We start from the raw sequence: 24,925 nt of genomic DNA, 5'->3' as shown, positions 1-24,925 counted from the left end.
TATTTATGTGTATACTCCAAGTATTCATAAACTTGCTTGTCATTGTCACTGAGCGATTTACACCGGATTATTGAGCGCTTACATAAAACCTGAATTAGGTATAATACTTTACCCAAAAGCAAATGTGATCAAGTATACTTAATTAGTAGTTATTGTTCTCAATCAACTTAAAATATGTTATCCAACGCTAAAAATCACATTTCGCCCCAATCCGTTATGCTTCAAATTAGCCTGGGGGAAATTTTATCACAAGGGGTTTGTACAATTATTAAACTCAATATCCCCGATCTGTTAGCAGATAGTCCAAAGACTGCTGAAGAATTAGCTCAATTAACAAATTCACACGAGCGATCGCTTGATAGATTACTTCGCTTTTTAACAAGTTTAGATATATTTGCCATTGACGAACAAGAACGTTTTACACTTACGCCTTTTAGTGATGTATTGCGAACAGATAATCCTACTTCTCCCCGCGATTGGATTCTTTTTAATGCAGAACCTTGGCGATGGGAGCTATTGCAATCGTTTGAGAAAGTAATTGCAACAGGTTTAAACGCATACGACCATATTTACCAAAAAAAAATTTATGAAGTTTTTAGTGAAAAACAAGAATATGCTATTGCCTTTAACAAGGCGATGAAATCTTGGTCATCTTCCCTTCCTAGTGCTGTTGTAAATGCTTATGCTTTTCAAGCAGCTAATTTAATTGTGGACGTAGGAGGAGGAATGGGAGATTTACTGGTTGCAATTTTATCAGCAAACAAAACAGTAAATGGAATTCTCTTTGACCAACCTCATGTTATTCAAGAAGTGCATATTGCAAATCAAGAAATAGCAACCCGTTGCAATTTAGTAAGTGGAGATTTTCTAAAAAGTGTACCACCAGGCGGTGATGTATATATAATTTCTCATGTACTTATGGATTGGTCAAATGAAGATTGCATTACCATTCTGAAAAATTGTCGTGCAAGTATGATTGATGGTGGTTCTTTATTAATCATTGAAGCTTTTGCTGATGTATCTAATGAGCAAGTTTTTGCACACTTTATAGATATGATAATGCTTCAAGAAACTTCTGGACGTGTCAGGACTTTAAAAGAGTGGAATATTTTACTTGGCTCATCTGGCTTCACTGTAAAAAATATTATACCTATAGATACCTTGTCAATGAATATAATCGAGGCAGTTTAACCTCTCTTAAAGTTGACCAAAAATCTTATAGTTGGCATAAGAGCTAACTATAAGATTTTTTAAGGTATATTCAGAGATTTACAAAGTGCGATCGCGCCATCGAAGGTTTTAAATGTACTTGGGTAATTCGACGCGTTCAATATACTGGCGTAGGGCATCGTTGATTATCCAGCTCCTAGAACGCTGAAGACGAGTAGCGGTGGTGTCAAGTTTCTCTTACAAGTCATCATCCAGTGGAAAACTTGTAGTACTGATATTGTGACATACTCCACACACTCCCAATGAGAGTGAGTGTGGGCTTCTCAGGGACTCCTCTAGGACGACATTAACTGAGCTTTGAAGCCGTATGCCCTACGGACTTTTGGAGATAATTTTGAACTTTTTTGATAGGCTGCTTTTCAGCATTTAATTGAGTCACACCTAGTGGTTAAAATTATATCAAATATTTGGAAAAAACCAATAAAGTGTTCGTTCCTCATCGACCAACATTGCTGATTTCACGATGCTCAATTTTGCTCGTTGGTCAATTCGTCACTCACGCGTATTCATTTCATCACCTCCCTATCGGTTAGGTGAGAGGCTTCTACTGTTTGAGCTAAAATAATGCACATTGCTACAATGTATTATTCCAAAGTAGCTTATGACTGTTCAAAGTACTCAACCAGTTGCCGATCCTAAACTCTGGATGTCGGCTTCAAAAATAGCCATGCCACAAAGAACGTCGCCGCTGTAAATAGTTGCGTCAGATCCAAAGCAGATAGATAGCCATCTGCAAATGAAGCAATGCTGCGATCGGTGATGCCAAATACCCAGGATGACAGACCAAACAGCCAAATCCCATTCTTGAGATTTCCGACAAATTCTTTAGACTCTGATGGTTGCTGGTCGTTCACGATCTTCTGTTCTGTTGGTAAATAATCTGGTGATTGATGAGAAATATTTGCCATGAAGAATTATTTCTAACTTTGTATGCTGAACTTATATTAATAAATATTTCATCAACTTGACTTCTGTCCTATAGCGTATATCTCACAATCCTGACATTCTTGCTTTCTTACTTTAGTTTTGTTGTCTTCAATAAACAGCAATGGCTTGATTTCTAAGCTTTACAGGATGATGCTTAGGCGCTTTGATTACATAATCTTTAAACAACTATATAAAGATTTATTTATAATTTAATAAAACCCTTCGTTAGATAGATGCAGATGACAGAAAACTCCAAAAACCTTAAATATTAGGGAGAAAGACTAATAAAATTCCCTTCTAATACAAGCTTAGAGGGGAAAATAATTAATGAAATTATGGCAAAAAATAAGGCTATGACTAGATTTATGGATCAGCCAAGCGGGTCTTAGGACGGCTTTGATACAAATCCTGAACGACTTGGGCAACAGAAACTACAGCTACAAGGGCTATAACTACAATAGGTAACAAACCTTTGCCTAAGATGGCGATCGCTAGCAGCACAACTGCACCCCCAAGTCGATAGTTGGAACGGATTTTGCAATAACGAATTACTCCAAATCGATGGAGAATGCTGACAGCTAGCGAACATAATGCCACTGAACCACAGATAAGCCATCGTTGGGAATCTGGTAGTGCTAAAGTTGGCTTACTCAACAAGATTTGTTCTACGCCAACTCCAGCAGCAGCAATTCCAATTACTAAGGGTAAATGAGTATAAAGCCAGAGATTGACAACACCAATTTTTCTATCTTTCCGCGCCATCTCAATCGGTTTACCACCCAAGTTATCAAAATAGACCCACCACCAGCTAAAAGCAATAATTAGACCCAACACGGCGGAAATCACGGTGAAAACATCCCATTTCTGTTCAGAAACACCATTGACCACTGCAATAACTGCTTCGCCTAAAACAATAATGGTAAACAACCCGAAACGTTCCGGTAAATGGGAGGCGTGGGGAAGCAACCCTAACTGAAACTTACTTCCTGTCAGAGGTGTAGCAAAGTCAATGATGATTCCCAATGTCCAGAATCCGAACCGCCAAGGAATCGGTGTAAATGCTGATATTAACCAGAAGAAGGCGGCGATCGCAAAACCAATAGCGTAGCGAGTGGTCAAAGGACGCGCTAAAGGAATGTGCATTCCAGCACGGACGTACTCTATCACCAGCACAACCCGACCGAGAGCATAGGAAATGGCAAAACCAGGCGAACTCTCACCCAAACCGTGATGGATGTTAATAGCCATTGCTGATGCTGTCAGCATTTGTAAACCAATCAGCAACCGATGTCCCACATCATCGCTATCAAAGCGGTTGGCGTAAAATGTAGTGCCAATCCATGACCACCAAACTGGTATAAATAGAACTATAAAACCAAACCATCCTGATAGAGAGATATCTTCTTTGAGATTGTGGGCGAGTTGAGAAACTGCAACTACAAACACCAAATCATAAAAAAGTTCTAGCCAAGTGGCGCGTCGTTCTTCTTCGGTGTCTTCACTAATACGTAACCTTGGCGGTTGGAGAAAATTTGCCATAGTGCTAATTGCGAATCGCTAATTGTTTTTTAGCATTAACCGTTAGCAATTGGCTATCTAGCACATTTTCAGATTCCCGGCTCTAAACTTTTGTTTAAGTCTGTGCCTCTCCAGCTCGGAGCTACGGTGGACACACAAGTCGAAAAAAGCTCGATTTCTCATTATTCTCTCGTTCCCATGCAGAGCATGGGAATGACTGATTAGGGGCTGCTGCCTCCAGTCAGACATTGAGCCAGAGACTCAACGAATGCGTTCCCCGGCGGCAGCCCAGGAACGAGGAAAGCCTTATCAAGCTAGGTTTTTAGGACTTGTGTGTACACCGTAGCCAGCTCGGAGAGACACGATTTTGCGTAGTAACACCAGAGAGAGGTCTTTTTTGACGGCTAATTAGATGGACACCATATAACTTTATGTAAGGTAGCGGGAAAAGCATCTGTGACAATTACGGTAGAAGCCCTAGAATTGCTAGTGTTAACGCTGTATTATTTTTGAATATTTTCTCAAGATTTACTCTAAGACAGCAGCAATGATTATTCGCCATGCGACTGAAACTGACTTACCTGCAATTGTGGCAATTTACAATGCTGCAATTCCTAGCCGCATGGCAACCGCTGATTTAGAGCTAGTATCTGTGGAAAGTCGCCTTGCTTGGTTTAAGGGGCGATCGCCTTCACAACACCCACTTTGGCTAATCGAAGTAGAGGGAGTAATTGCTGGATGGCTTAGTTTCCAATCCTTTTATGGACGATCTGCTTATAGTAAGACTGCCGAAATTAGTATTTATATAGCCCCTGCTTTTCAGAGATGTGGTTTGGGACAGCAACTTCTAGCACAAGCAATTCACGAAGGTAGTACTTTGGGTTTAAAAACTTTAGTATGCCTCATTTTTGCCCACAATCAACCTAGTTTAAAGCTATTTGAAAAATTTGGTTTTCAACATTGGGGGCATCTGCCTAAAATTGCCGAACTTGATGACGTTGAGCGAGACTTAGTTATCATGGGACTCAGAATTAGTAAACCTGTTGTTTAATTTGCACTATCTGCCACTCGCACATAATTTAATTCTGAATTCTGGCTCCTGACTCCTGAATTCTGTTTGGTTAAAGTTTTTGCATTCGCTGAAGTCTAATTCAGGAATTGAACGATAACAACGAAACTTATCTGACTCGTCATAACTTTTACTTATATAAATCGCCGAAAAAGATTTAGTTTAAGGTGTAATCTGATTGATTGCTGCTCTCTACAATTATGAGCTTTGTCTCCCCAAAATCAAATCTTCCTGAGCGACTTTTGCAAGAGGTCTAATCTCTAACTCCTCCAGCAGAATTTTCACCAAATCGTCAATGATGACTTTGGCTTTCTCATGCTTTGGTAATGGCATTCTCATCTCCAAGGTTCCCTGACTGTAAGCCAATAGAGTCGCTCGATGGTCGTCAAATTCTTTTAAAATTGCCTCAAATTCTTGCCAGCTAACATCGTGGAGTACCAGCTAACATCGTGGAGTATTAGTCTATGTCCCGGCGGAACACTTAATTGTCGTAATTGAAGTGTTACCATGTGAACCATTTATAATCTAAGATTGAAACTTGCACAAGCCAGTATTAAACTATTGTAGCTCCCTATTTCTCAGACTATAATAAATGGACAAACTATATAATCAATGAAAAATCATATGCCATTTGAACAATTCAACGATAGTTACCTGAAAAACATATTACAAAATTCAGAAAATTTGAATAAAGCTTACACATCTGCTTTCTCAAAAATCTCTGAGCAAATTAGCGGGATAGATCAGAGATTTACTGGCAGGGCAAGGCTATTGCCCTACTCTGAATTATTAGAAAATTTATCTGGTAAATCAAGACTCTTTGCCTACTCTGAATTATTAGAAAATTTATCTGGTAAATCAAGACTGATGCCACAAGATAAGTTAATACAAGATAATTTATATATAGATTTAAATAAACAAATTTCTAGTTGGCAAAAACTGCTTCAGCCTAGTCTAAATATTTCTCAGCCGTCTCGTCAATTAAAGGAAATCGTACTTGCCTCAAGAGTATGGGATAAGAGTTTCACAGAAGTTACACGTCAAATTCAAGAACTAAACCTATTTAGTAAACATCCAGCCTTAGTACAAAGTTTATTAAAACCTTCAAGGGTTTATACAGATTTTGTAGAGAAAACCTATCAACGTCTTGAGCAAAGTCCAAGTGAAAAATTTGATTGGGCTTTAGAGACTTCTTTGCATTTAGCAGAAGATCAATTATTAACTGCAACTGAGCTTTTAGTTAATATTATTGCTGTACCAGAAGATGAGGAATTAGCTTTACGTGAAATAGATTTATTACTACCAATTGTTCAACAAGATGAATTAATAACAATTGTAGAATCCTGTGAAGAAGAGGACGAAGAGTCTCTAATACTACTTTCTCCTGCGGCCCAAGCATCTGCACAGGTAAATCGAATTTGGAAATTAATTGTTCAATGTAATGAGGTAATGCAAACTAAAGAACAGAAAGAAATGTTCAAGCCAACAACTAAGCTTATAGAAGCTTGTACAAATTTACATTGGATAATACCTCAAAATAAACTGAGTTTTGCAAACTTTATAGATTATTTCTACTTTACTTTTTATGAGGGAGCAGGAAAAGATAACTTACGCTTTTTAATTAAGCACGGTGGTGTACTAGATGAAAAGACAGATTGTGATTTTATTTGGTGTATCAAGCATTTAAGAAACAAGTGGCTACGTCATGATGCAGATCATGGAAAAGAAACAGATATCAAAAAGTCTTGGAAAGATTTGTCAGATAAATTCAAATGGCTTGGTATAAACCATACACCTATTAGAGAAGAAGACTTTCGTAAATTACATCGCTCTTTGTTAAAAGAAGCAGAGTCTTTTCTAGAAAAAATTTTGGAAAAATTGATCTCATAGAACCCCACCTTTATATTGAACCCCGTCAAGAATATCTGCCAAAAGCGATCGCTCAACAAGCTTTTCTGGCACCTCCCGGAGATGGTCATATTCCCAGTGGAAGGAACCAACGCTGAGAGTGAGCGATCGCCACTAAAAAATAATGTATATTGTAATGTATACATCATGTAAAATTTAAACTGTGTCGAGCAAAATTTGCAAGCAGATTTATATTGAACCACGTCAAGAGCATCTGCTAAAGGCGATCGCTCAACAAGTGGGTGTAAGTGAAGCAGAGATTATTCGCCAAGCCATTGACCTTCATCTTGGTGAAATAACTTTACCCCAAACGAACCTTGCAATGTGGGAAGCCGAAAGAGAATTTATTAACCAAATCAAAACTCGACCTGCTCAACTTGGAGGTCGGGATTGGCAGCGTGAAGACCTCTATGAACAGTAGGTTTTACTGGATACTAATATTCTTGTTTACATCTACGACCCACTAACAAATTTATTATGAAAATCAAAGCCGTTATCTGGCAAGAAGACGATGTGTGGTGTGCTTCTGTACCAGCTCTACCAGGGTGTCACACATGGGGAGAAAGCTACGAAGACTTGTTAGAAATGCTTAAAGATGCGATCCAGGGTTGGCTTGAAGTTGCTAGCCAGCAGGAAGAACTCGAACCGGATAAACAGTTGATTGAAATATCTCTATGAAATCTGTTTCTGGTAAAGCCTTATGTAAAATTGTTGAACGGTATGGCTGGAACCTAAAACGGATTACTGGCAGTCACCATATTTATGCCAACAAAGGTGTCATTCTTTCTATTCCTGTTCATGGCAATCGCGATTTACCCATTGGAACACTGAAAGGACTGCTGAAGGATGCAGGTCTTACTCAACAAGATATAAATTAACAACGATTTTTTGAACTTTAGTTATTAGCCCGAAACTTAAAGTTCCGGGCTAGTGTTAATCTTAGATTAATCCAAAATCTAAAATCCAAAATCTAAAATTATTTGCCATTACCATTACTTTGAATGACACGTTCGGCGAGTTTTTCTGGCACTTCCTGGAGATGGTCATATTCCCAGTGGAAGGAACCAACGCCAAGAGTGAGCGATCGCAGCTCTACAATAAAGTTTTGCATCTCTGCTTGTGGCAAGTATGCAGAGACATTATCCCAGCCTTGCCAATCGTTTCTGCCCTCATAGCCTAAAATTTGCCCCCGTCTACCACTCACCAGTTGCAGCACTTTGGAGGTAAATTCGCTAGGTGTTGTCACTTCCACCCGCAGAATTGGTTCTAACAAGGTAGGTTCCCCTTGGGGTATCCCCGTTTGCATTGCCAATCGCGCAGCTTGCTTAAAGGCTTGTTCGGAACTATCAACGTTGTGGTATGAACCATTAGTCAAAGTTACCGCCAAATCCACTATTGGGAAGCCCAAAGGCCCATGTGTCAGAAATTCCCGCACCCCCATTTCCACCCCAGGAATGTACTGTTTAGGAATCACACCGCCGACAATGGTTTCATTAAAGTTAAAACCTGTACCGCGTGGTAAAGGCTTAATTTCGAGAAAAACATCACCAAACTGTCCATGACCACCGCTTTGATGTTTGTAACGCCCATGAACTGAAGCCACTGTTTTACGAATGGTTTCTTTGTAAGGCACTTGCGGTAAGTGGGTTGTCATCGGTAGATTATATTTGCGGCGCAGTCTGTCTAGGGTGACTTGCAAATGAATTTCGCCTTGACCCCACAAGATAACTTCGTGGGTGTCGCCGTGTTGTTCCCAAGCTAGCGAACAGTCTTCTTCTAACAACTTGTTGATGGCACTGCTGAGTTTAACTTCATCGTTGCGCTTTTCTGGTGTAATGGCCAGAGCATACACTGGTTCTAACTGTGCAGCTTTGGGTAATTGCATAGCCAACTGCTGTTCTGTAGAGATTGTATCTCCTGTTCTAATTCCTTCTAAACGGTTCAATGCGACAATTTCACCAGCATCAGCTTCGTTAACAAACTGCTGTTGTTGTCCCATGAGGCGGTAAATTCCACCAGTACGAATGCCATTAAGGACAATACCATCAGTTAATTTGCCCCGCCAAACACGCACGAGAGAAAGTTTGCCACCTTGAGGAGTGTAGTAAGTTTTTAATACCTGCGCTAGAGGGGTATCACCTTTTGAGTTTTTTAAACGACGTTCTGCTGTGGTTTCTGGTTCGGGGGCTTCGCGTAACAAGGCTTCTAATAGAGGTCTAACACCATAATCTTGTTCTGCCACACCAAAGAAAACGGGTACTACCAAATCTGCCCCTAATTCCATTTTTAAATCTTTGAGGATTTCCTCTTGGGGTGGTTCGATGTCTTCTAAAAGTTCTTCTAGTAAATGGTCATCAAAATTTGCTATGGCTTCGAGCATTTCTGCCCGTGCTGTATGTTCTTCTTCTTTTAAGCTTTCGGGGAAGGGAATGGGGTCAGCAGGTGCGCCTGGATGATATTTATATGCCTGTTCGCTCACCATATCAATAAAGCCGGTGAGTTGTTCTCCGTTCATGATGGGATATTGATGCGCTACCAGGGGACGGCTAGATACTGCTTTCAGGGCGTGCAACGTTTCCAGGACGTGAATATTTGCCCGATCCATTTTGTTAACAAAGACGAGGTGGGGAATTTCCCAATCGTCCAGAAATTTAAATAGAGGGGCAAGGGTGAGGACTCGCTCGCGTATGGGTTCGCAAACTACAATTGCTGCATCGACTCCCATCAAAGCATTATAAGTTTCTTGGGCAAATTCTATACTTCCCGGACAGTCAAGAAAAGTGAAGCAAATGCCGTTATACTCAGTGCTAGCGGCGCTTACTTCTACACTCATCTGGCGATCGCGGGACTCAGCAGCACTATCTCCTACTGTATTGCTATCCCTAACACTCCCTTTGCGGGAAATTGCCCCTGTGACAAATAACAAGCTTTCTAGTAAAGTGGTTTTTCCACTTAAATAAGGCCCGACAATTGCAACATTGCGCGAACCCGATTTTACTTTTCCGTTCATAAAAACCTCCCTTGCGGTAAGTCTTTCCTAACCGCATTATTCTGCTGTAAATATGTCAGGGATAAAAAATGGTTCTCTGGAGTCAAAATTACCCCTTCTTTAATTTGTTATTATCCTCTCTTTAATCGAAAATTAAAAAAATTGTATCCTGTCGTAAGATTTAGCTTCAGAAAAGTTAAGTATCACAAACTTTCATGCCGAATAAAGAAGTTTTGTAACAAACTTTTTATGAAGTAAATTTAACTGAAAGTGTTGCGAGTTACAAAATCAATGGGATTATCATTCTCCAAATATGGCATAGCAGGGTTAGTAAGTTTAACTTTGCTGGTTGTTAACATTTCTTTCCCCTCTCCTGCTGTCCCCTTAAAACTGGCACAATCTAATGCTAAAACTGCCATAGACTGGTTAAATCAAGGCTTACAAGCAATTCAGGCGGAAAAGGTACAAGATGCGATCGCAGCCTTTAAACAGGCAAGCCAATTAGATCCGACATTGGTAGCAGCGCACTATAATTTAGGGTTAGCATTCCGACAAACGGGACAATTACAACCCTCTGCGGACGCATTTTATCGAGCAACACAAGCCGATCCTAAATTTGCTCCAGCTTTTGCTAATTTAGGCGGAGCGTTGTTAGAAGGTAATAATTTACAGTTAGCTAACGATTACTTGCAACGTGCCCTAGAACTTGATCCCAAACTAGGATTTGCCCACTATAACTTGGGGTTGGTACGAGAGCAGCAACGAGATTGTGAGCGAGCGATCGCATCTTTTAAAAAAGCCATAGAATATAGCAAAAATGCACCAGAACCTCCTTATCATTTGGGAATGTGTTATCTCCAACAAGGTAAACTCGACCAAGCCAGAGATGCCTTTAATCAGGCAGTAAAAATTAATCCGAAGTATTCAGAAGCTTACTATAATCTTGGTTCAATTTGGTTTAGTCAACGCAAATCACAAGAAGCATTAGAGGCTTTTAGAAAATCAGCCGAAGCTAACTCTAACTATCCCAATGCTTATTATGGTGCAGGGTTAGTTTTTATGCAGTTACAGCAATATCAAGATGCAGTACAAGTATTGCAATTTGCTAGAGATTTATACAATGCTCAGGGTAATCCCCAGTGGGCAAAAAATGCCGAGCAATTGTTGCAACAAGCACAAAATTTAAATTACCAACCTCGCTGAGGCGCAAAAGCTTAATATTGCATAATATAAGACTATTGGGTTGACTCGCTGGTGTTGTCTGAACTGATCCCAATTGGAATAAAACGTACATGCAAAAGCGCCTAAAGAGTCGATTTTTATTTAGCGATCGCTGGCTTGATCGGCAATCAATTGTTCGCAACATGGAAGCCTTCCAAGACTTAATTGTGATTGTCTTGTGTTTGGGTTTGTTCGCCGTCATGCTGATCCAATTGTGGGGGATAGCTATCGCTCTCACGCAGCCACTAGACTATAAATCTGTGACTGCAAAAATACTGTTTGTATTGATTTTAGTTGAGTTATTTCGATTGTTAATGGTCTATTTGCAAGAACATAGTATCTCTGTGGGAGTAGCAGTAGAGGTAACAATTGTATCTCTACTGCGAGAGATAGTAGTTCACGGAGCGCTGGAAATTTCTTGGGTTAATACGCTTGCAATTTGCGGTTTGTTGTTTGTTCTGGGTGGACTGCTTGTGGTGTGTGCTAAGACACCACACATGGATTGTATGAGTGCTAATACTAAGTTTTGCCCGAATGTGTATAAAGGAGGCAGAGAACGGCAAAATGAGTTGGAATTGCAGTATTCACGTCAATGTGATGAGAAGCAACCTCTTGGATAAACTTCTATGAAAATAGGGAGTGGGGAGATGAGGTAGAATTTTCTCTCTTGTCTGTCCTATCTCCTGCTCCATCAATAGAGTAACGACTATTAATTACGAATTACGAATTACGAATTACGAATTTATATAACCTACCCTTACAAGGTACTTCCGACGTATTTAAATATACTCTTTTTGGGAGATGAATCGTTCTTTAAGGGTGAGTATAAAGTTAATTAGAAATTCTAAAACAGGTCAAGCAATGGCTAAAAATACAGGTAACGGACAGTCTCAAGAACCAATTAGCAACTTAGAGTACGACTTTATCACCGTGTTACACAACAAGGCTGAAGCCATTAAGGCTTACGATACTTACATCAAAGATGCACAGAAACTAGGTTCCCAGCCTTGTGTAGAGTTATTCCAGAAATTGCGCCAATCTGATCTTGAGCAAGCACAAGAGGTTCGCCGACATCTACAAGAAGTCATGCAACACGGTAAGATGTAACCCAGGTATTTAAGTGCTGCATATACGATGGGCGTAGATGCAGCACTTGTTGATTACATTAGACGCAAGTAGAGTCTAATATCAGCTAGATTAATTGTGGGCTGTTTGCTGTACTTGCGCCACTGTCAAATCGAGAGCCACCGCCACTTGTTCCACACTCAACCCCAATGCCAATAATCGGGGAATAGCTTCTAACTTAGCTTCCTGCCGACCTTCTTGCCGACCCTCTTGCCGACCCTCTTGCCGACCTTCTTGCCGACCTTCTTGCAGACCTTCTTGCAGACCTTTCTGCCGACCTTCTTGCCGACCTTCTTCTAAGCCGTCTTCCTTAATTGATTGATACATCCTTGTTTTTTTGAATTCATCGTCTATACCCAACATTTCTGCTAACTCCTCTCGACTTAACCGGGTAAATTTGTACAACAGAATAGTCTCTATCAATTCTACAATTTGCTTGGTGGTAGCTTCATCTGCAAGTTGTTGTCTTGCTTGTAAAATTAATTCCCTACCTTTGTCAATGGCTGTCTCTTCTCTTTCGATAATTAGTTTAACGATCGCAACTTGCAGTGAGTTCTCCCCCGTATCTAATTCATCTAGATAAATGCGTTGTACTTGTGAACTGTCTAGCAGCAATTCATACGGTAGCCGATCGCTTGGATCTAAACTCCTTTGGGGATAGATAACCACAGCACGCCAAAAATTGACTGATTCGTTTTGACGCAAGTAAAGGAACATTTCAGCAAAGAAGCGTCTATAAAAAGTTGAGTCTAATTGAAACTGGACTTCAACAAAGTAAAGTGGTTGGTTTGTGGTTTCACTTGTGGGAATGAATACCCCATCAATCCTAAAGGCAGTTTCTTTTACTTCGACTGAAACAAATTTATAGGCGTTGACATTGACAGTTGTATCGCCAATTATTGCAAAAAATATGCTAGGAAAAGCTTGAAACAAGCTATAAAATACTTTGTCAGTTTGCACCTGGATTTAGGAAAGCGAAAATTGGATATTCAAAGTCTATCAAAAATAGTGTATACGCATCTGATTCAGCATTAAAAAAAGCAGATGGTTGTTCCCACCTACTTTAATAAAAGATTTGTTATAGCGTCAAAACCTCACCTCCAACCCCTCTCCTTACTAAGGAGAGGGGAGATAAAGCTGTGCTTTATCGGGGTGAGGTTAAACGCTATATCTCCGTTACTTAGATACCAACTGATTAACTGGAGCAATGCCAGCCATATCTAAAATTGGCGCGATCGCATCTTCTCGTTTTACTGCCATCATGTGTACACCCTGACACAATTGCCGCGCTATTTGCACTTGCTCGGCAGCAATTTTCATTCCTTCCTCAAGGGGATCTTTGGCTTTTGCCAATCGATCAATAATATGCTGAGGAATATCTACACCCGGAACACATCTATTAATAAACTGGGCATTTTTTGCCGATTTCAACAAAAAGATTCCTGCCAAAATCGGTTTTTTATAGCCAGCCGCAATTGTGTCCATAAACTTTTCTAGTCGCTCAAAGTCGGTAATTAACTGACTTTGAAAAAACTGCGCTCCGGCTTCGATTTTGCGTTCAAATCGACTTTGCAAACTCGACCAACTCTTACATTGCGGATCTACTGCTGCACCAACAAATAAATCTAACGCTCCATCAGTCAAGGGTTTCTCGTTGCAATCAACGCCTTGATTCATCTTCCGAATCAGTTGCAGCAGTCGCACAGCTTCTAAATCAAACACTGCTTTGGCATCTGGATGATCGCCTGCTTTTACTGGGTCGCCAGTCAGGGCTAAAATGTTATATATGCCCAAGGCATGAGCGCCCATCAAATCAGCTTGTAAACCAATACGATTGCGATCGCGGCAAGCAACTTGACAAATCGGCTCTATGCCGTTTTGTGACAAAATCACCGACGCCAGTAACGAAGACATCCGTAACACTGCGCGGCTACCATCAGTAACATTGACAGCATGAACCCTTCCCTTAAGAGTCGCCGCCATTTGAATCATGTGCGCTGGATCTCCACCTTTCGGAGGTGCTACCTCGGCGGTAACGAGAAATTCACCTGCTTGTACAGCTCTCTTGAAGGCTGTGGGGCTATGGGTGTGATGCATAACATTAAGGATTTTAATTTCTTACATGGTATAACGAATCACACCTAAAAGGGAGAACTTATAGAGGAAGAGAGTAGCCTAAAGCAGCTTTTACTTGTGACAGAGTTTGATTTGCGATCGCCCTAGCTTTTTCTCCTCCATCCCGCAACACAGAATCCAGATAGCTTTTATCCGCCGTTATTGCCTGATATTTTTCTTGGATTGGTTTCAGAGACTCAATTATCGTGTTTGTCAACAATGGCTTAAATTGCCCCCAGCCCATATCCTGACACTCAACTGCTACATCTTCCTTCGTTTTGCCAGAAAGCAATGTATACAGTGTTAACAAATTATTACACTCTGGACGCGCTGGATCATCAAAAGTCAGACCACGAATCGGATCAGTTTTACAACGCTTAATCTTGTATTCAATCTGTTCTGGTGAATCTAGCAAACTGATTCGGCTTAACTCTGAAGGATCAGACTTCGACATTTTGCGTGTACCGTCCGCTAAACTCATCACCCTTGCCCCTTCCTTACGAATCAAAGGATCTGGTAACTTCAGAACTGGTTGATCTGGTTTCCCAAATTGGTGATTTAAACGAGCTGCAATATCCCGTGTCAATTCCAAGTGTTGCTTTTGGTCTTCACCCACTGGCACTTTATCTGCTTGGTAAAGCAAAATATCAGCTGCCATCAGCACAGGATAATCCAATAAGCCTGCACTCACATTTTCTCCCTGCTTGAGTGCCTTTTCCTTAAACTGAATCATATCTTGCAGCCAGTTTAGAGGTGTAATGCAGTTGAGCAACCAAGTGAGTTCACTGTGAGCCGAAACGTGGGATTGTACAAAGATTGTAGAGTGATTTAAATCAAGACCACAAGCTAAATAGAGAGCAGCAAGGGTGTAGGTATCATCTGCCAACTGTTTTGGGTCGTGTGGCACTGTAATCGCGTGCAAATCAGCCACAAAAAGGTAATTTTCGTATTCGCTCTGACCTTCTACCCAGTTGCGAATGGCTCCCAAGTAGTTGCCTAGATGGTAATTGCCGGTTGGTTGAACTCCAGAAAGAACACGTTGCTTGCCCATAAATTCCAACTTAGTTATCTTAAATCTGCGCTAGTAAAGTAGGCGATGTCTGGCGACAAATTGCTTTCCGCCTACGCAAAACTCATTTAATTTTGACATTTTCCAGGTCAACTCGCTGTTACAGGATGAGAGATTTTAACTCAACTCCCATTGCTATAAGGTTTTTCGTTTACGTGAGGTACACCCGTAGGGGGACGACACTGCCCATTGGTGTCAACTTAAGCGCAAACCCCTTTAAAACCTCGTTTCCAGCCTCTGGCTGGAAATGCTGCTCTTGGCGGCTCCGCCGCCAGCAAGGGAGGCGGAGCCTAGGGTGTTGACTCTGTACCCTTTAGCCCACAAGACTTCATGCAGAAATTGTGTTTTTTATTTTGGCATAAAGATGGCTGTAGCGGGCGCTTTCACACAAGCAAAAACCAGCACAAATAGTTTTTCGATAATTCCCCAAAAAATAGCCAAAGTCAACAGCCTAGGCGGAGCCTCTAGAACGGCATTCCCAGTCGGAGACTGGGAACGAGACAAAAGATGGATAAAGTCGAACTTAATTAATTTTGTAATTCTCAATGATAGCGCAAGGAACAGACTTTTCTCCCGACCAATCGGTAAAGGTATCTTCATTTTTGTAATGCCTTGGCGTTTGCATAAGCAATTGCCAAGCATCTTTGGCATCTAATAAATTTAAACGTTCAGGATAGTGTATCTTTAATAATTCTTGCACTAGGGGATAATAGTCAGAGTTTATTCCTGGAAAAATATGATGTTCTGTATGATAAGAAAAATTTAAATGCAATTTGTCAAATATTTGAGGAACACGCAGGGAAATACTATTAATAAGTGGATCATTGACGCTTGTCATCTGACAAAGCATGTGGTTTGTATAGATGTAAAACATTGCTCCAGCGTAACCAATGCCAATAGGCAGAAAGTAACTCAACAGGATTTTTATGAAATTAAATTGTAAATATACCAAGATACTCAAATGAATCATACCAATTACAAAAAGTTCACCTGCAATTAACCAACGCTCTTTAGTTTTGACTGTAAAGGCAGCAGGAACAAAACTTACAGATTCACGATTAAAAAATAGCACAGAGACCAAATTCCGAAGATTATGTGTTCCCCATGCAGTTGCCATTCCCACTATTAAACTGATGGGATTAACCTCAGCAGAAGGTACGCATACATTTTGAATCCATTTACCCCAAGTTTTCGGCTGCTTATATAAGTAATTGCGATCGGGATCTGCTAAAGAATTAGTTTTATTATGATGTTCTCGATTATGTACTGCTTTCCACAATGTGGGTGGCATCCACAACATCGCTAGCCCTAGCAAGCTAATAATTCTGAGTATATGGGAGTTTCTAATTACGCTACCGTGCATCAGCTCATGGGAGCTAAATAGCAAGACGATAACACTATTGCCCATCACTATAGCTAAAGGCACATAAAGCCATAAAAAATATAAATTCCAACGATCTAGATAAGATGCGATCGCCCAGCCTAAAATCAAAATTGCCCAATTAATTAATAGAATCACTAATTTACTTGGATCGGGAAGAAATGCTTCCGCAGGAAGTAGGGGACGCAATGTTTTTGCATACTCTGCTTGGCGAATTAACTTTTGGGTGTTACAAACTTCCATAAATATTGATTGTTGAACTTTATTTAACTTATATTACAATAAATAGTTTCAAAATTCATAAAAACCAAACTCTTAAATTCGATTTACCTCTCTGCTAAACCTACCTGTCCTCCAATTAGGCCCAGAAATCCTGTTCCAAAGTGCTGAATCTCCAGAAAACTTGCTTGCTCCGGTGAGCTTTTATAAACTCGGAATGTCTTCATAATTCCTAAAGTGGCTGCACTTTCTAGAGGCCCAACAAAGCTAATATCGCGGTCGAGAAAATAAGTTTGACTAGCCCATTGAGCCATCTGATTTGCATTTAAAAAGTAGCAGCCTGCGTGAGGATTGAGCGCACGACGAAAAGTAATTGGTATATTCATAATTGCACCTTTGAGTTCCTGTTGCTCCTGCACATTTTGAAAGGGAGCAGTTACTCGCAACGCCAAATCCCCATCAATATAAGCCTTGTGAACCAAACCGTGGGGAGAGATTTCATAACGATTTGGTTGAAGCAAGCTTAAGTCACCCGCTTGTTGAGTAAACCAGTTTAATTTGATAAAAAACCAAGGGTCATGGATAATTAGGTCATCTTCAAGAAAGCAGTAGTAATCATATTGACCAAGACAACTTTGCAGAACTGCTTGGCACTCAAACCCCAAAAGTAGAGGTTCTACATTGTTAGAATGATGCCTATATAGATGGGAGCGTAGAGGAAGCTGATTCAGAAGATGATCATCTTTGGTTGTACAAATAACAATATCTAGTTCGTGAGACTGCGGCTGGTTAGCAGGGAAAGCTAGTCGTTGAGCAATGTTAATAATACTTTGAGATTTACCAAATAATTGGTGTAAGGCGGTAAGGCTTTTAGTTAACGCCTGCAAACGGGGTTGTGGATCTTTGCGTTGAGAAGCATGACGACTATCATTGCTAGGTTTGAAAAAATGGGCGATGGTAAAAATAATTCGCATTTTAAATATCGCTTTTATACTTCTTTGTCATTTGTCCTTTGTCCTTTGTTAGCTGTAACTAATGACCAATGACCAATGACCAATGACTAATGTAATCTAATTTCTGCCAAATCCTTTAGATGCTGGACGCTTTTTCAAACTCTCAAAACTTTTACCAGCCAACATCCATTGCAAATGTTGTGGTAACAGTTTCGCTAAATCATAACGTTTCAGAATTGTCTCTCGCGCATTCGCACGAATTGCATTCATCTCTTGAGGATTATTCAACGCTTCTTCAACCCTATTAGCAATATTCTGAGGAGAAAAGAAATCCACCAGCAGTCCATTTACCCCATCCTGTACAACTTCTAATACTGGCGGAGTCTTAGAAGCTACTAATAAACATCCTGCTGCCATTACTTCTAACATTGACCAGGATAAAACAAAAGGACGGGTTAAATAAATATGAGCAGAAGAAGCTTGTAAAACCTGAAGGTACTCATTGTAAGGTAGTCTATCTGTAAAATGCAGTCTTGATAAATCTAAAGATAATTTTTCTAACATTAATTGTTTATAAGTCTGACCATCGGGGAGATTCTTTCCATAAGCAACTCTGTCTTCTCCCACAACTACTACATGGCACTTAGGTCGTCGTTGCTGAAGTAAGGCTACTGTTTCCATAAACTGCGGAAAACCTCTATAAGGTTCCATTCCTCGTCCCACATAAGTTACCAACTCTTCGACATGGGAAAGGTCAAGATTTATTCTTGGCAAAATTAACTTTGCGCCTGGTTTGGGAGCAAAATATTTGGTGTCGATACCATCATGAATTACAGTGATTTTGCTATGATATTCTTTAGGAAACTGCTGACGTTGCCAGTTGGTAGGAGAAAGACCGCGATCGCAACTATATAAATCAGTCAAAATCGGCGTATTTTTCACGCGGATGCGACATTCATCATCAGCATTCAGTGGTTCAGTGGGATCAAAATCTGCATCCGAACCATGAGCATGATAAAACCACTCGAAATAACACAATAATTCGGCTTTGGGGAAAATATCTTTCATAAATAAAGTTGGCCCCCAGCCAGAATGACCATAAACTATATCTGGAACAAAACCCTCGGCTTTTAATTTTTCTGCCACGCGATAGACAGCCTGGGCAGTAATAACAGCATTTTCCAGATTGCGAACATAGTGGTGCGTCGGGGGAGCAGCTTCACGAGAAGGAGTGTAAATAGCTTTATAAACGCCAGGTATTTCCCCTTCACGCCGATTTGTTCCAAAGACAACTTTGTAATTAGCATCTTTACCTAAAACTGTTGCTAGGTTGCGGAATTGTGAGGGAAAATTGGGATGTAAAAATAAAATCTGCATCGGAATAATATTGATTAACTTATTGCGAGATAAAATAAATTAAGACAAACTGCTTAAAATTATAAGATTATTTATCACGATTGTTTGCAAGTAAATTTAGGTAAATGGTTGCCCAAAAATGCAAAAATAATCGCAAATTTGTGTTATGAACATGAAATTTATTGGCATTGATTTAGGCTGGCGATCGCAACCAAGTGGACTATGCTCCTTAGAATGGATAGATGGACAACTGCAACTACTTGATTTAGACCGCAAAGAAGCCATTGCAGACATCCTCACCTGGATCGATCAGAGCGTCAAACCAGACGAACCAGCCATCATCGCCGTAGATGCACCCACCCTCATACCCAACGCTAGCGGGAGTCGCCTCGCCGATAAACTCACCCACAAGCACTTTGGCAAATATCATGCGGGATGCTACCCAGCTAACAAAAACTTACCCTTCGCCGATCGCACCGTCAACTTTGGCTTAGAATTAGAATCACGCGGTTTTGCACACGCACCCACCATCGAACCGCAAAAACTCGGCAGATATCAAATAGAAGTCTTTCCCCACCCAGCGATCGTTAACCTATTCAACTTAGGACGCATCCTCAAATACAAAAAAGGACGCATCAATGAGCGCCGCCTAGAACTAATCAAACTCCAAAATTACATTATTGATATCCTCCCCATTTGCGAACCCCCTCTGCGCCTCTGTGGTTCTTTTCCTCTTGAAATTCCCACCACAGGCGCAGCCCTCAAAGCAACTGAAGATAAACTAGATAGCTTAATTTGCGCCTATGTTGCTGCTTATTGGTGGTATTGGGGAGAACAACGTAATTTAATATTAGGCGATGTCTCCGACGGGCTACGCCTACGCACCACTGGCTACATTATCATCCCTCACAGAGTTTTAGCCTAAAATTGTAATCTCGTAAAATTTAAGTTCAGGAGGTTTTATGCAAGGAGTTAGTTCTAATTTAAGTTTAAAAGAGCTTTATGAAATTGATGAGCATCTCTGGTTAGAGGAAACAATTAAGCTATTGAAAGCTAACCATTTAGAAGAATTAGATTTAGAAAATTTAATTGAGGAGCTAGAAAATTTGGGTCGTAGAGACAAAGCTAAGGTTGCTAGTTTATTAGAACAAATTATTACACATCTTTTATTGCTGCAATATTGGATAGAAGAATCTCAATATAATTCTGGGCATTGGAAAGCAGAAATTAGAAGTTTTAGAAATCAATTAAAACGTAATTTGACAACGAATTTATATCAATTTTTAGAAAAAGAATTAGCATCAATTTATGATGATGCTTTAGGATACGTAATTGAGAAAACTGAAGGCAAACTAGATAACTTACCTGAATATTGTACTTACACCTTAGAACAGCTACTAGATATTAATTATCTACCTGAAAACTTGTAAATTTTTGTTCATAGATTTCTATCCCCCGTTTCGTATTTTTCCAATAAGTAATTAACCAAATATATTCAATACGCTTGGGGTTAAGATCCCCCCGCCTGCGGCGACCCCCTTAAAAAGGGGGTAAAAGAGATATTAGCCCCCCTTTTTAAGGGGGGTTGGGGGGATCTCCGCATACTAAATATCACTAACCCAAGCGTATTGCCTTATAATTCCTCATAATTTTAGCAATAATTATTTTTGGTGCGTGACTGTATCACAATAATAAAAGGCGTTGCTAAACTTAAATCAGCAACGCCTAGTCTTTAGTATTCAATAACTACTCAACACTCTTATTCTGCCCAAGCAATCAACCTTGGTTCATAGGGATTAGCCAGGTGTTGATTTTTCGGCAATACGCGCAAAGACAAGCCTTGCAAACCAGAGGTGGTATAAGTAATATTACCCGTGTAAATAGTCAATCCCTGTGCATCCTTGCCTTGGTAATCCATCACCACTGGCACAGCGTTGACAATCTCACCATTGGCATCGAGCGCACCTTGATATAACTCCACCTGCACATCATCATTTGTCAAACTTGCTAAATCAACCTTGGCTTTAACAGCAACAGTTTGATTAACCTCAATGTCTGAAGCTGCTGATACGTCAATATCTTTGATTTTGATATTGAACCATTGTTCGCCCAGTTTTGCTTTCCAATCAGCTAGTTCTTTAGCTGGGGCATAGTTATCAACAGTTAAGGTATGATAGCGATCGCTCGCTGGAAAATAAGCTCTTTGTGCATATTCTCCTACCATCCGCGCTGTATTAAAGAAGGGACAATTCAACCGAATTGCATCTTTCATTTTGGCAACCCACGGACGGGGCAAACCATCGCTATCACGCTGCTCATAAAATAGCGGTACAACTTCCTTTTCTAACAACTCGTAGAGAGCATTTGCTTCTACTTCATCTTGGTAGTTAGGATCGTCGTAATTCTCTCCATGTCCAATTGCCCAACCTGTGCGGACATAATCGGCTTCATCCCACCAGCCATCTAGCACACTTAAATTTGGCAATCCATTCATTGCTGCTTTCATCCCACTGGTACCAGAGGCTTCCCGTGGACGACGCGGTGTGTTTAACCAAATATCGCAACCCGCAACCATCAATCGGGCAATATGAATGTCGTAATTGGGAACAAACACTACCTGTTTTTCTAAATGCTGTTCGCGGATAAAGTGATTGATATCGCGGATAAGTTCTTTACCTGGGATATCTTTGGGGTGTGCCTTCCCAGCAATCACAAATTGCACTTTTCGGTCTTTGTTGTTCAGTAAAAGCCGCTTAATGCGTTCCAAATCACGCATCCACAGAGTAGCACGTTTATAGGTGGCAAACCGACGGGCAAAGCCAACGGTGAAAGCGTAAGGATCTAAAACTTCTTGGGCTTGGAAAATTTCTGAGGCGGAAGCGCCGCGATCGCGCAAATGCTTGACTAAATGTTCCCGCACATACAAAATCATATCTAAGCGGCAGCGTTCGTGATTACGCCACAATTCTTCATCGGGAATGGCATCCATCCGCTCCCATAACGGGCTATCTAGTGGTGCTGATGACCAGTTTGGCCCCAAGTAGCGATCGTACAATTCTTGAGTCGATTTCGCCACACAACTACGGGCATGGACACCGTTAGTAATTGCTGCGATCGGCACTTCCTCTACTGGCACTTTCTGCCACAAAGCCTGGAACATTTGCCGCGAAACTACACCATGCAACTGTGCTACACCATTAGAAAATGTTGCCATCTTCAGCGCCAGCACTGCCATACTGAAAGGCCCGGATAAATCACCCGTATTTTCACGCCCCAGTCCTAAAAATTGCTCTTTAGGCAAGCCAAAAATGTCTGCATAGTACCCCAAGTAGTACAGCATTTTGTCGGGAGCAAACAAGTCAATCCCGGCTGGTACTGGTGTGTGGGTGGTAAAGATATTGCTGGAAGCTACTACCTGTTTGGCTTGGGCATAAGTGAGTCCCTCTTCCTGAATCAGCAGGCGGATGCGCTCTAGGATGGAGAAGGCTGCGTGTCCTTCATTCATGTGGTAGGCGGTGACTTTCAGCCCCAAAGCTTTGAGCATTTGCACACCACCGATCCCCAGCATGATTTCCTGGTGGATACGCATATCGATGTCGCCACCATACAGCTGATCTGTGATGTCGTGGTCATAAATTATGTTAGGTGCGATGTTGGTGTCCAGCAGATACAGGGGCACTGTTCCCACCTGTACGCGCCAAACTCTGGCATACACCTTGCGCCCTGGATAATCTACCGCAATTTGCAGTTCTGAACCATCAGAATTACGCTCTAGATGCAAGGGCATATTATAGAAATCGTTGATGGGGTAACGTTCTTGCTGCCAACCATCGGCATTGAGATACTGAGCAAAGTAGCCTTGCTGATAGAGTAAACCTACGCCCACAAGCGGTAGCCCCAAATCACTAGCAGATTTGAGGTGATCTCCCGCCAGAACGCCCAAGCCTCCAGAATAGACTGGCAAACAATCTACAAGCCCAAATTCAGCCGAAAAATAGGCGAAGCATTCTTTTGGTTTCTGGTTTCGTTGTTTCTGATACCAAGTGCGCTCTTGCAAATAATCCTCTAACTGCCGGTGAGATCGATCCATTTGCGCTAGGAAGCCTTCATCTTCAACAACTTCCAAAAGCCGCCCTTGAGAGATAGTACCCAGCATCAACACCGGGTTATGATGGCTAGACTCCCACAGGTCGGAGTCTAAACGACGAAATAAATCTTTAGTATCAACGTTCCAATCCCAGTGCAAATTATACGCCAGCCGCCGCAGAGGTTCGAGTCGCGGCGGTAGTGAAGGGGATACGTTAAATGTACGAATTGGCTGCATAAGCTGGCAAAACTCCAAGTTTAGCTATGGTTATTGTTTACTTTCTTTACCAATGTTGCCAATTCTTTATTAAGTAGATGAAAAAGCGACGACTTTGTTAAGCATTGAAATTTTTCTTAACCTTGTTGCTAGAATTTACACCAAGGTGTTTCTAATTCTATGCGTTACCCTCAGCCATGTACTTGGTATATTAAAATTTAATCATTTACTGTTATGTAATACCTAAAAAAATCTAGTTTGGAAGAAATATTTATATTTATTTTAGTATTGATTCAGGGGATCAATTCTGAAGTCTTGGCTGAGAGCGATAATTTCTTATAGCTTATAGGTGCGTCAAAAAGTAGTTAAATTTTTATTTTTTAATAAAACTGCGCTCGCTTAAAGGCACTGCAAACGAAAATACTTATATAATCTGATGTTATTCGCTCCGAAAACGATACCAAGTGGTTAACCACTTGGTATCAAACATTGATCCTGTAATAGTAAAATAACTAAGCAGCTTGTTATTTTATGCACCTAGTGAAGGCTGATCTTTGGTATTTTTTGGCATTGTCAGAGCGATAGCAGCTGCATAAGCAATTTCCGCTGCCATTTGATAAGCAAGTTTGATCCCCGATGAAGCGTCCTTGGCTTTAGGAGAAAGGGAAACTTTTTTTCGGCGCGACTCTTGCTTCACATCACCCGCCACAACAGATCGCTGTAAAATGATCCAGGCATCTAAATCTTCTGAATCATAATTACTTTGAAGTTGCGATCGCAATTCATCCTCGGCTACAACACTCAGATAGCCGATAGTTAGAGCTTGTTGCACAATTTCTTTAATTAAAGCCATAATTTGAACCAAGTGTGTGAGTTAAAACCGATACCTCATTTTGGGCATTTGATATTATTTTGTGGACTTCTCCTAGAAAATAAGCTACATTTAAGCTTCGTTTTAATAAAATTTATAACAAGTAGTGCCAAGCACGCATCACCCGCTTGGCTCACCCGAATGGGTGATTTACAAGTTTATAGCTATAAGTAATACACCCCTGTCTACTTTCTATCATGAGTGTATTTTATCTAACAGTATAAAAATATTAAACAGTAGCGAAGTAGCGATCGCTCTAGTAAAAAAGCTAGCTAATATTTAATACTTTCATCAGTAAATAACCTTAAAATCAACTTATTTAATAATATTGCTCCACTAAAAATAATATGTGTTATCGTTAAAAGCAAATGTTATTAAAAGCCATTCATCTAATTACAAGCGTGAATTGGTTAGTCTGTAAATCATCCGTGTGCAACATGATTGGAGCAGCATACTCTAGAAATTCATTACAAGAAAGCCGTCATAGCAGTCGGGGAAGCGCTTACTTGTTTGCACCGATGGTTAACTTCAATGTGATGGCTGATGTGGGAGATAATCCACCTTAATTGGATTTTATTTGGGCATAAGTACCCATCAAAATCCGACAATAATTACATTATCCTGCTAGGCAGAAATTTTCTCTAGTCTTTAAAATAGTCTAGTTAAATGTA

Annotated in this window: 23 protein-coding genes and 2 pseudogenes; 12 read left to right on the top strand and 13 right to left on the bottom strand. The window is 40.6% G+C overall.

Annotated elements, in window-relative coordinates:
* Window positions 1–174: 174 nt before the first annotated feature.
* Window positions 175–1,191 carry a methyltransferase gene (locus F8S12_RS22345; RefSeq protein ID WP_196518449.1) on the top strand — a complete coding sequence of 339 codons (1,017 nt, stop codon included), beginning with the start codon at window positions 175–177 and terminating at the stop codon, window positions 1,189–1,191.
* A 108-nt stretch (window positions 1,192–1,299) separates the two neighbouring features.
* Here F8S12_RS22345 and F8S12_RS40850 read toward each other — a convergent pair.
* The 3 genes and pseudogenes from F8S12_RS40850 to F8S12_RS22330 all read right to left on the bottom strand — a co-directional run.
* Window positions 1,300–1,395: pseudogene (locus tag F8S12_RS40850) on the bottom strand (CopG family ribbon-helix-helix protein); the annotation flags it as partial.
* 470 nt (window positions 1,396–1,865) lie between these two features.
* Window positions 1,866–2,084: a hypothetical protein gene (locus F8S12_RS22335; RefSeq protein WP_196518457.1), complete on the bottom strand. Its 219-nt coding sequence runs from the start codon at window positions 2,082–2,084 to the stop codon at window positions 1,866–1,868.
* Between the two features lie 436 nt (window positions 2,085–2,520).
* Window positions 2,521–3,696, bottom strand: a complete 1,176-nt coding sequence (locus F8S12_RS22330; RefSeq protein WP_196518448.1) for a low temperature requirement protein A — start codon at window positions 3,694–3,696, stop codon at window positions 2,521–2,523.
* A gap of 526 nt (window positions 3,697–4,222) precedes the next feature.
* Between F8S12_RS22330 and F8S12_RS22325 the strand changes: the two genes are divergently transcribed.
* Window positions 4,223–4,726: a GNAT family N-acetyltransferase gene (locus tag F8S12_RS22325; protein ID WP_196518447.1), complete on the top strand. Its 504-nt coding sequence runs from the start codon at window positions 4,223–4,225 to the stop codon at window positions 4,724–4,726.
* Between the two features lie 273 nt (window positions 4,727–4,999).
* Here F8S12_RS22325 and F8S12_RS42420 read toward each other — a convergent pair.
* Window positions 5,000–5,253, bottom strand: a pseudogene (locus F8S12_RS42420) (Uma2 family endonuclease); the annotation flags it as partial.
* A gap of 103 nt (window positions 5,254–5,356) precedes the next feature.
* On the opposite strand from F8S12_RS42420, the gene F8S12_RS22315 reads away from it, so the two are divergent.
* The 4 genes from F8S12_RS22315 to F8S12_RS22300 all read left to right on the top strand — a co-directional run bounded on the left by F8S12_RS22315 (window position 5,357) and on the right by F8S12_RS22300 (window position 7,530).
* Entirely contained in the window at window positions 5,357–6,634 is a 1,278-nt protein-coding gene (locus tag F8S12_RS22315) for a hypothetical protein (RefSeq protein ID WP_196518446.1), read from the top strand.
* 181 nt (window positions 6,635–6,815) lie between these two features.
* Window positions 6,816–7,073 carry a ribbon-helix-helix domain-containing protein gene (locus tag F8S12_RS22310; RefSeq protein ID WP_196518445.1) on the top strand — a complete coding sequence of 86 codons (258 nt, stop codon included), beginning with the start codon at window positions 6,816–6,818 and terminating at the stop codon, window positions 7,071–7,073.
* Between the two features lie 56 nt (window positions 7,074–7,129).
* Entirely contained in the window at window positions 7,130–7,330 is a 201-nt protein-coding gene (locus F8S12_RS22305) for a type II toxin-antitoxin system HicB family antitoxin (RefSeq protein ID WP_196518444.1), read from the top strand.
* Window positions 7,327–7,530: a type II toxin-antitoxin system HicA family toxin gene (locus F8S12_RS22300; RefSeq protein ID WP_196518443.1), complete on the top strand. Its 204-nt coding sequence runs from the start codon at window positions 7,327–7,329 to the stop codon at window positions 7,528–7,530. Before F8S12_RS22305 ends, F8S12_RS22300 begins: the two co-directional genes overlap by 4 nt.
* Window positions 7,531–7,628: 98 nt before the next feature.
* On the opposite strand, the gene F8S12_RS22295 is transcribed toward F8S12_RS22300, so the two are convergent.
* Entirely contained in the window at window positions 7,629–9,662 is a 2,034-nt protein-coding gene (locus F8S12_RS22295) for an elongation factor G (protein WP_196518442.1), read from the bottom strand.
* A gap of 270 nt (window positions 9,663–9,932) precedes the next feature.
* On the opposite strand from F8S12_RS22295, the gene F8S12_RS22290 reads away from it, so the two are divergent.
* From F8S12_RS22290 to F8S12_RS22280, 3 genes are all read left to right on the top strand, one after another.
* Window positions 9,933–10,844, top strand: coding sequence for a tetratricopeptide repeat protein (locus F8S12_RS22290; protein ID WP_196518441.1), 912 nt, complete (start codon window positions 9,933–9,935; stop codon window positions 10,842–10,844).
* Between the two features lie 89 nt (window positions 10,845–10,933).
* Window positions 10,934–11,482 (top strand): phosphate-starvation-inducible PsiE family protein, encoded by a 549-nt coding sequence (locus tag F8S12_RS22285; RefSeq protein WP_196518440.1) that lies wholly within the window; start codon window positions 10,934–10,936, stop codon window positions 11,480–11,482.
* 241 nt (window positions 11,483–11,723) lie between these two features.
* A complete protein-coding gene (locus tag F8S12_RS22280) occupies window positions 11,724–11,969 on the top strand; it encodes a hypothetical protein (protein WP_196518439.1) in 246 nt (81 codons plus the stop codon).
* A gap of 90 nt (window positions 11,970–12,059) precedes the next feature.
* Here F8S12_RS22280 and F8S12_RS22275 read toward each other — a convergent pair whose 3' ends face one another.
* The 6 genes from F8S12_RS22275 to F8S12_RS22250 form a co-directional block, all read right to left on the bottom strand.
* Entirely contained in the window at window positions 12,060–12,947 is an 888-nt protein-coding gene (locus F8S12_RS22275) for an Rpn family recombination-promoting nuclease/putative transposase (protein ID WP_196518438.1), read from the bottom strand.
* Between the two features lie 216 nt (window positions 12,948–13,163).
* Window positions 13,164–14,084, bottom strand: coding sequence for a methylenetetrahydrofolate reductase (locus F8S12_RS22270; RefSeq protein ID WP_196518437.1), 921 nt, complete (start codon window positions 14,082–14,084; stop codon window positions 13,164–13,166).
* Window positions 14,085–14,142: 58 nt separating this feature from the next.
* On the bottom strand, window positions 14,143–15,153 hold the full coding sequence (gene trpS, locus F8S12_RS22265) for a tryptophan--tRNA ligase (RefSeq protein WP_196518436.1): 1,011 nt from the start codon (window positions 15,151–15,153) through the stop codon (window positions 14,143–14,145).
* Window positions 15,154–15,694: 541 nt separating this feature from the next.
* Window positions 15,695–16,795, bottom strand: a complete 1,101-nt coding sequence (locus tag F8S12_RS22260; protein ID WP_196518435.1) for a fatty acid desaturase family protein — start codon at window positions 16,793–16,795, stop codon at window positions 15,695–15,697.
* An 83-nt stretch (window positions 16,796–16,878) separates the two neighbouring features.
* Window positions 16,879–17,745, bottom strand: a complete 867-nt coding sequence (locus F8S12_RS22255; RefSeq protein WP_196518434.1) for a calcium-binding protein — start codon at window positions 17,743–17,745, stop codon at window positions 16,879–16,881.
* A 96-nt stretch (window positions 17,746–17,841) separates the two neighbouring features.
* Window positions 17,842–19,101 carry a glycosyltransferase family 4 protein gene (locus F8S12_RS22250; RefSeq protein WP_196518433.1) on the bottom strand — a complete coding sequence of 420 codons (1,260 nt, stop codon included), beginning with the start codon at window positions 19,099–19,101 and terminating at the stop codon, window positions 17,842–17,844.
* 151 nt (window positions 19,102–19,252) lie between these two features.
* Between F8S12_RS22250 and F8S12_RS22245 the strand changes: the two genes are divergently transcribed.
* Together F8S12_RS22245 and F8S12_RS22240 are read left to right on the top strand one after the other, a co-directional pair.
* Window positions 19,253–20,005, top strand: a complete 753-nt coding sequence (locus tag F8S12_RS22245) for a DUF429 domain-containing protein (protein ID WP_196518456.1) — start codon at window positions 19,253–19,255, stop codon at window positions 20,003–20,005.
* 37 nt (window positions 20,006–20,042) lie between these two features.
* Entirely contained in the window at window positions 20,043–20,510 is a 468-nt protein-coding gene (locus F8S12_RS22240) for a DUF29 domain-containing protein (protein ID WP_196518432.1), read from the top strand.
* A 329-nt stretch (window positions 20,511–20,839) separates the two neighbouring features.
* On the opposite strand, the gene glgP is transcribed toward F8S12_RS22240, so the two are convergent.
* Both glgP and F8S12_RS22230 read right to left on the bottom strand, forming a co-directional pair.
* Window positions 20,840–23,404, bottom strand: a complete 2,565-nt coding sequence (glgP, locus tag F8S12_RS22235; protein WP_196518431.1) for an alpha-glucan family phosphorylase — start codon at window positions 23,402–23,404, stop codon at window positions 20,840–20,842.
* Between the two features lie 508 nt (window positions 23,405–23,912).
* Window positions 23,913–24,236, bottom strand: coding sequence for a hypothetical protein (locus F8S12_RS22230; RefSeq protein ID WP_196518430.1), 324 nt, complete (start codon window positions 24,234–24,236; stop codon window positions 23,913–23,915).
* 386 nt (window positions 24,237–24,622) lie between these two features.
* Between F8S12_RS22230 and F8S12_RS40845 the strand changes: the two genes are divergently transcribed.
* Window positions 24,623–24,820, top strand: coding sequence for a hypothetical protein (locus tag F8S12_RS40845; protein ID WP_230968196.1), 198 nt, complete (start codon window positions 24,623–24,625; stop codon window positions 24,818–24,820).
* The last annotated feature ends 105 nt before the right edge of the window (window positions 24,821–24,925 follow it).

This window comes from Nostoc sp. WHI, assembly GCF_015714725.1.
Classification (GTDB): Bacteria; Cyanobacteriota; Cyanobacteriia; order Cyanobacteriales; family Nostocaceae; genus Nostoc.
Note: the sequence above shows the minus strand (reverse complement) of the source record. Positions and strands in the feature narration are given on the sequence as shown.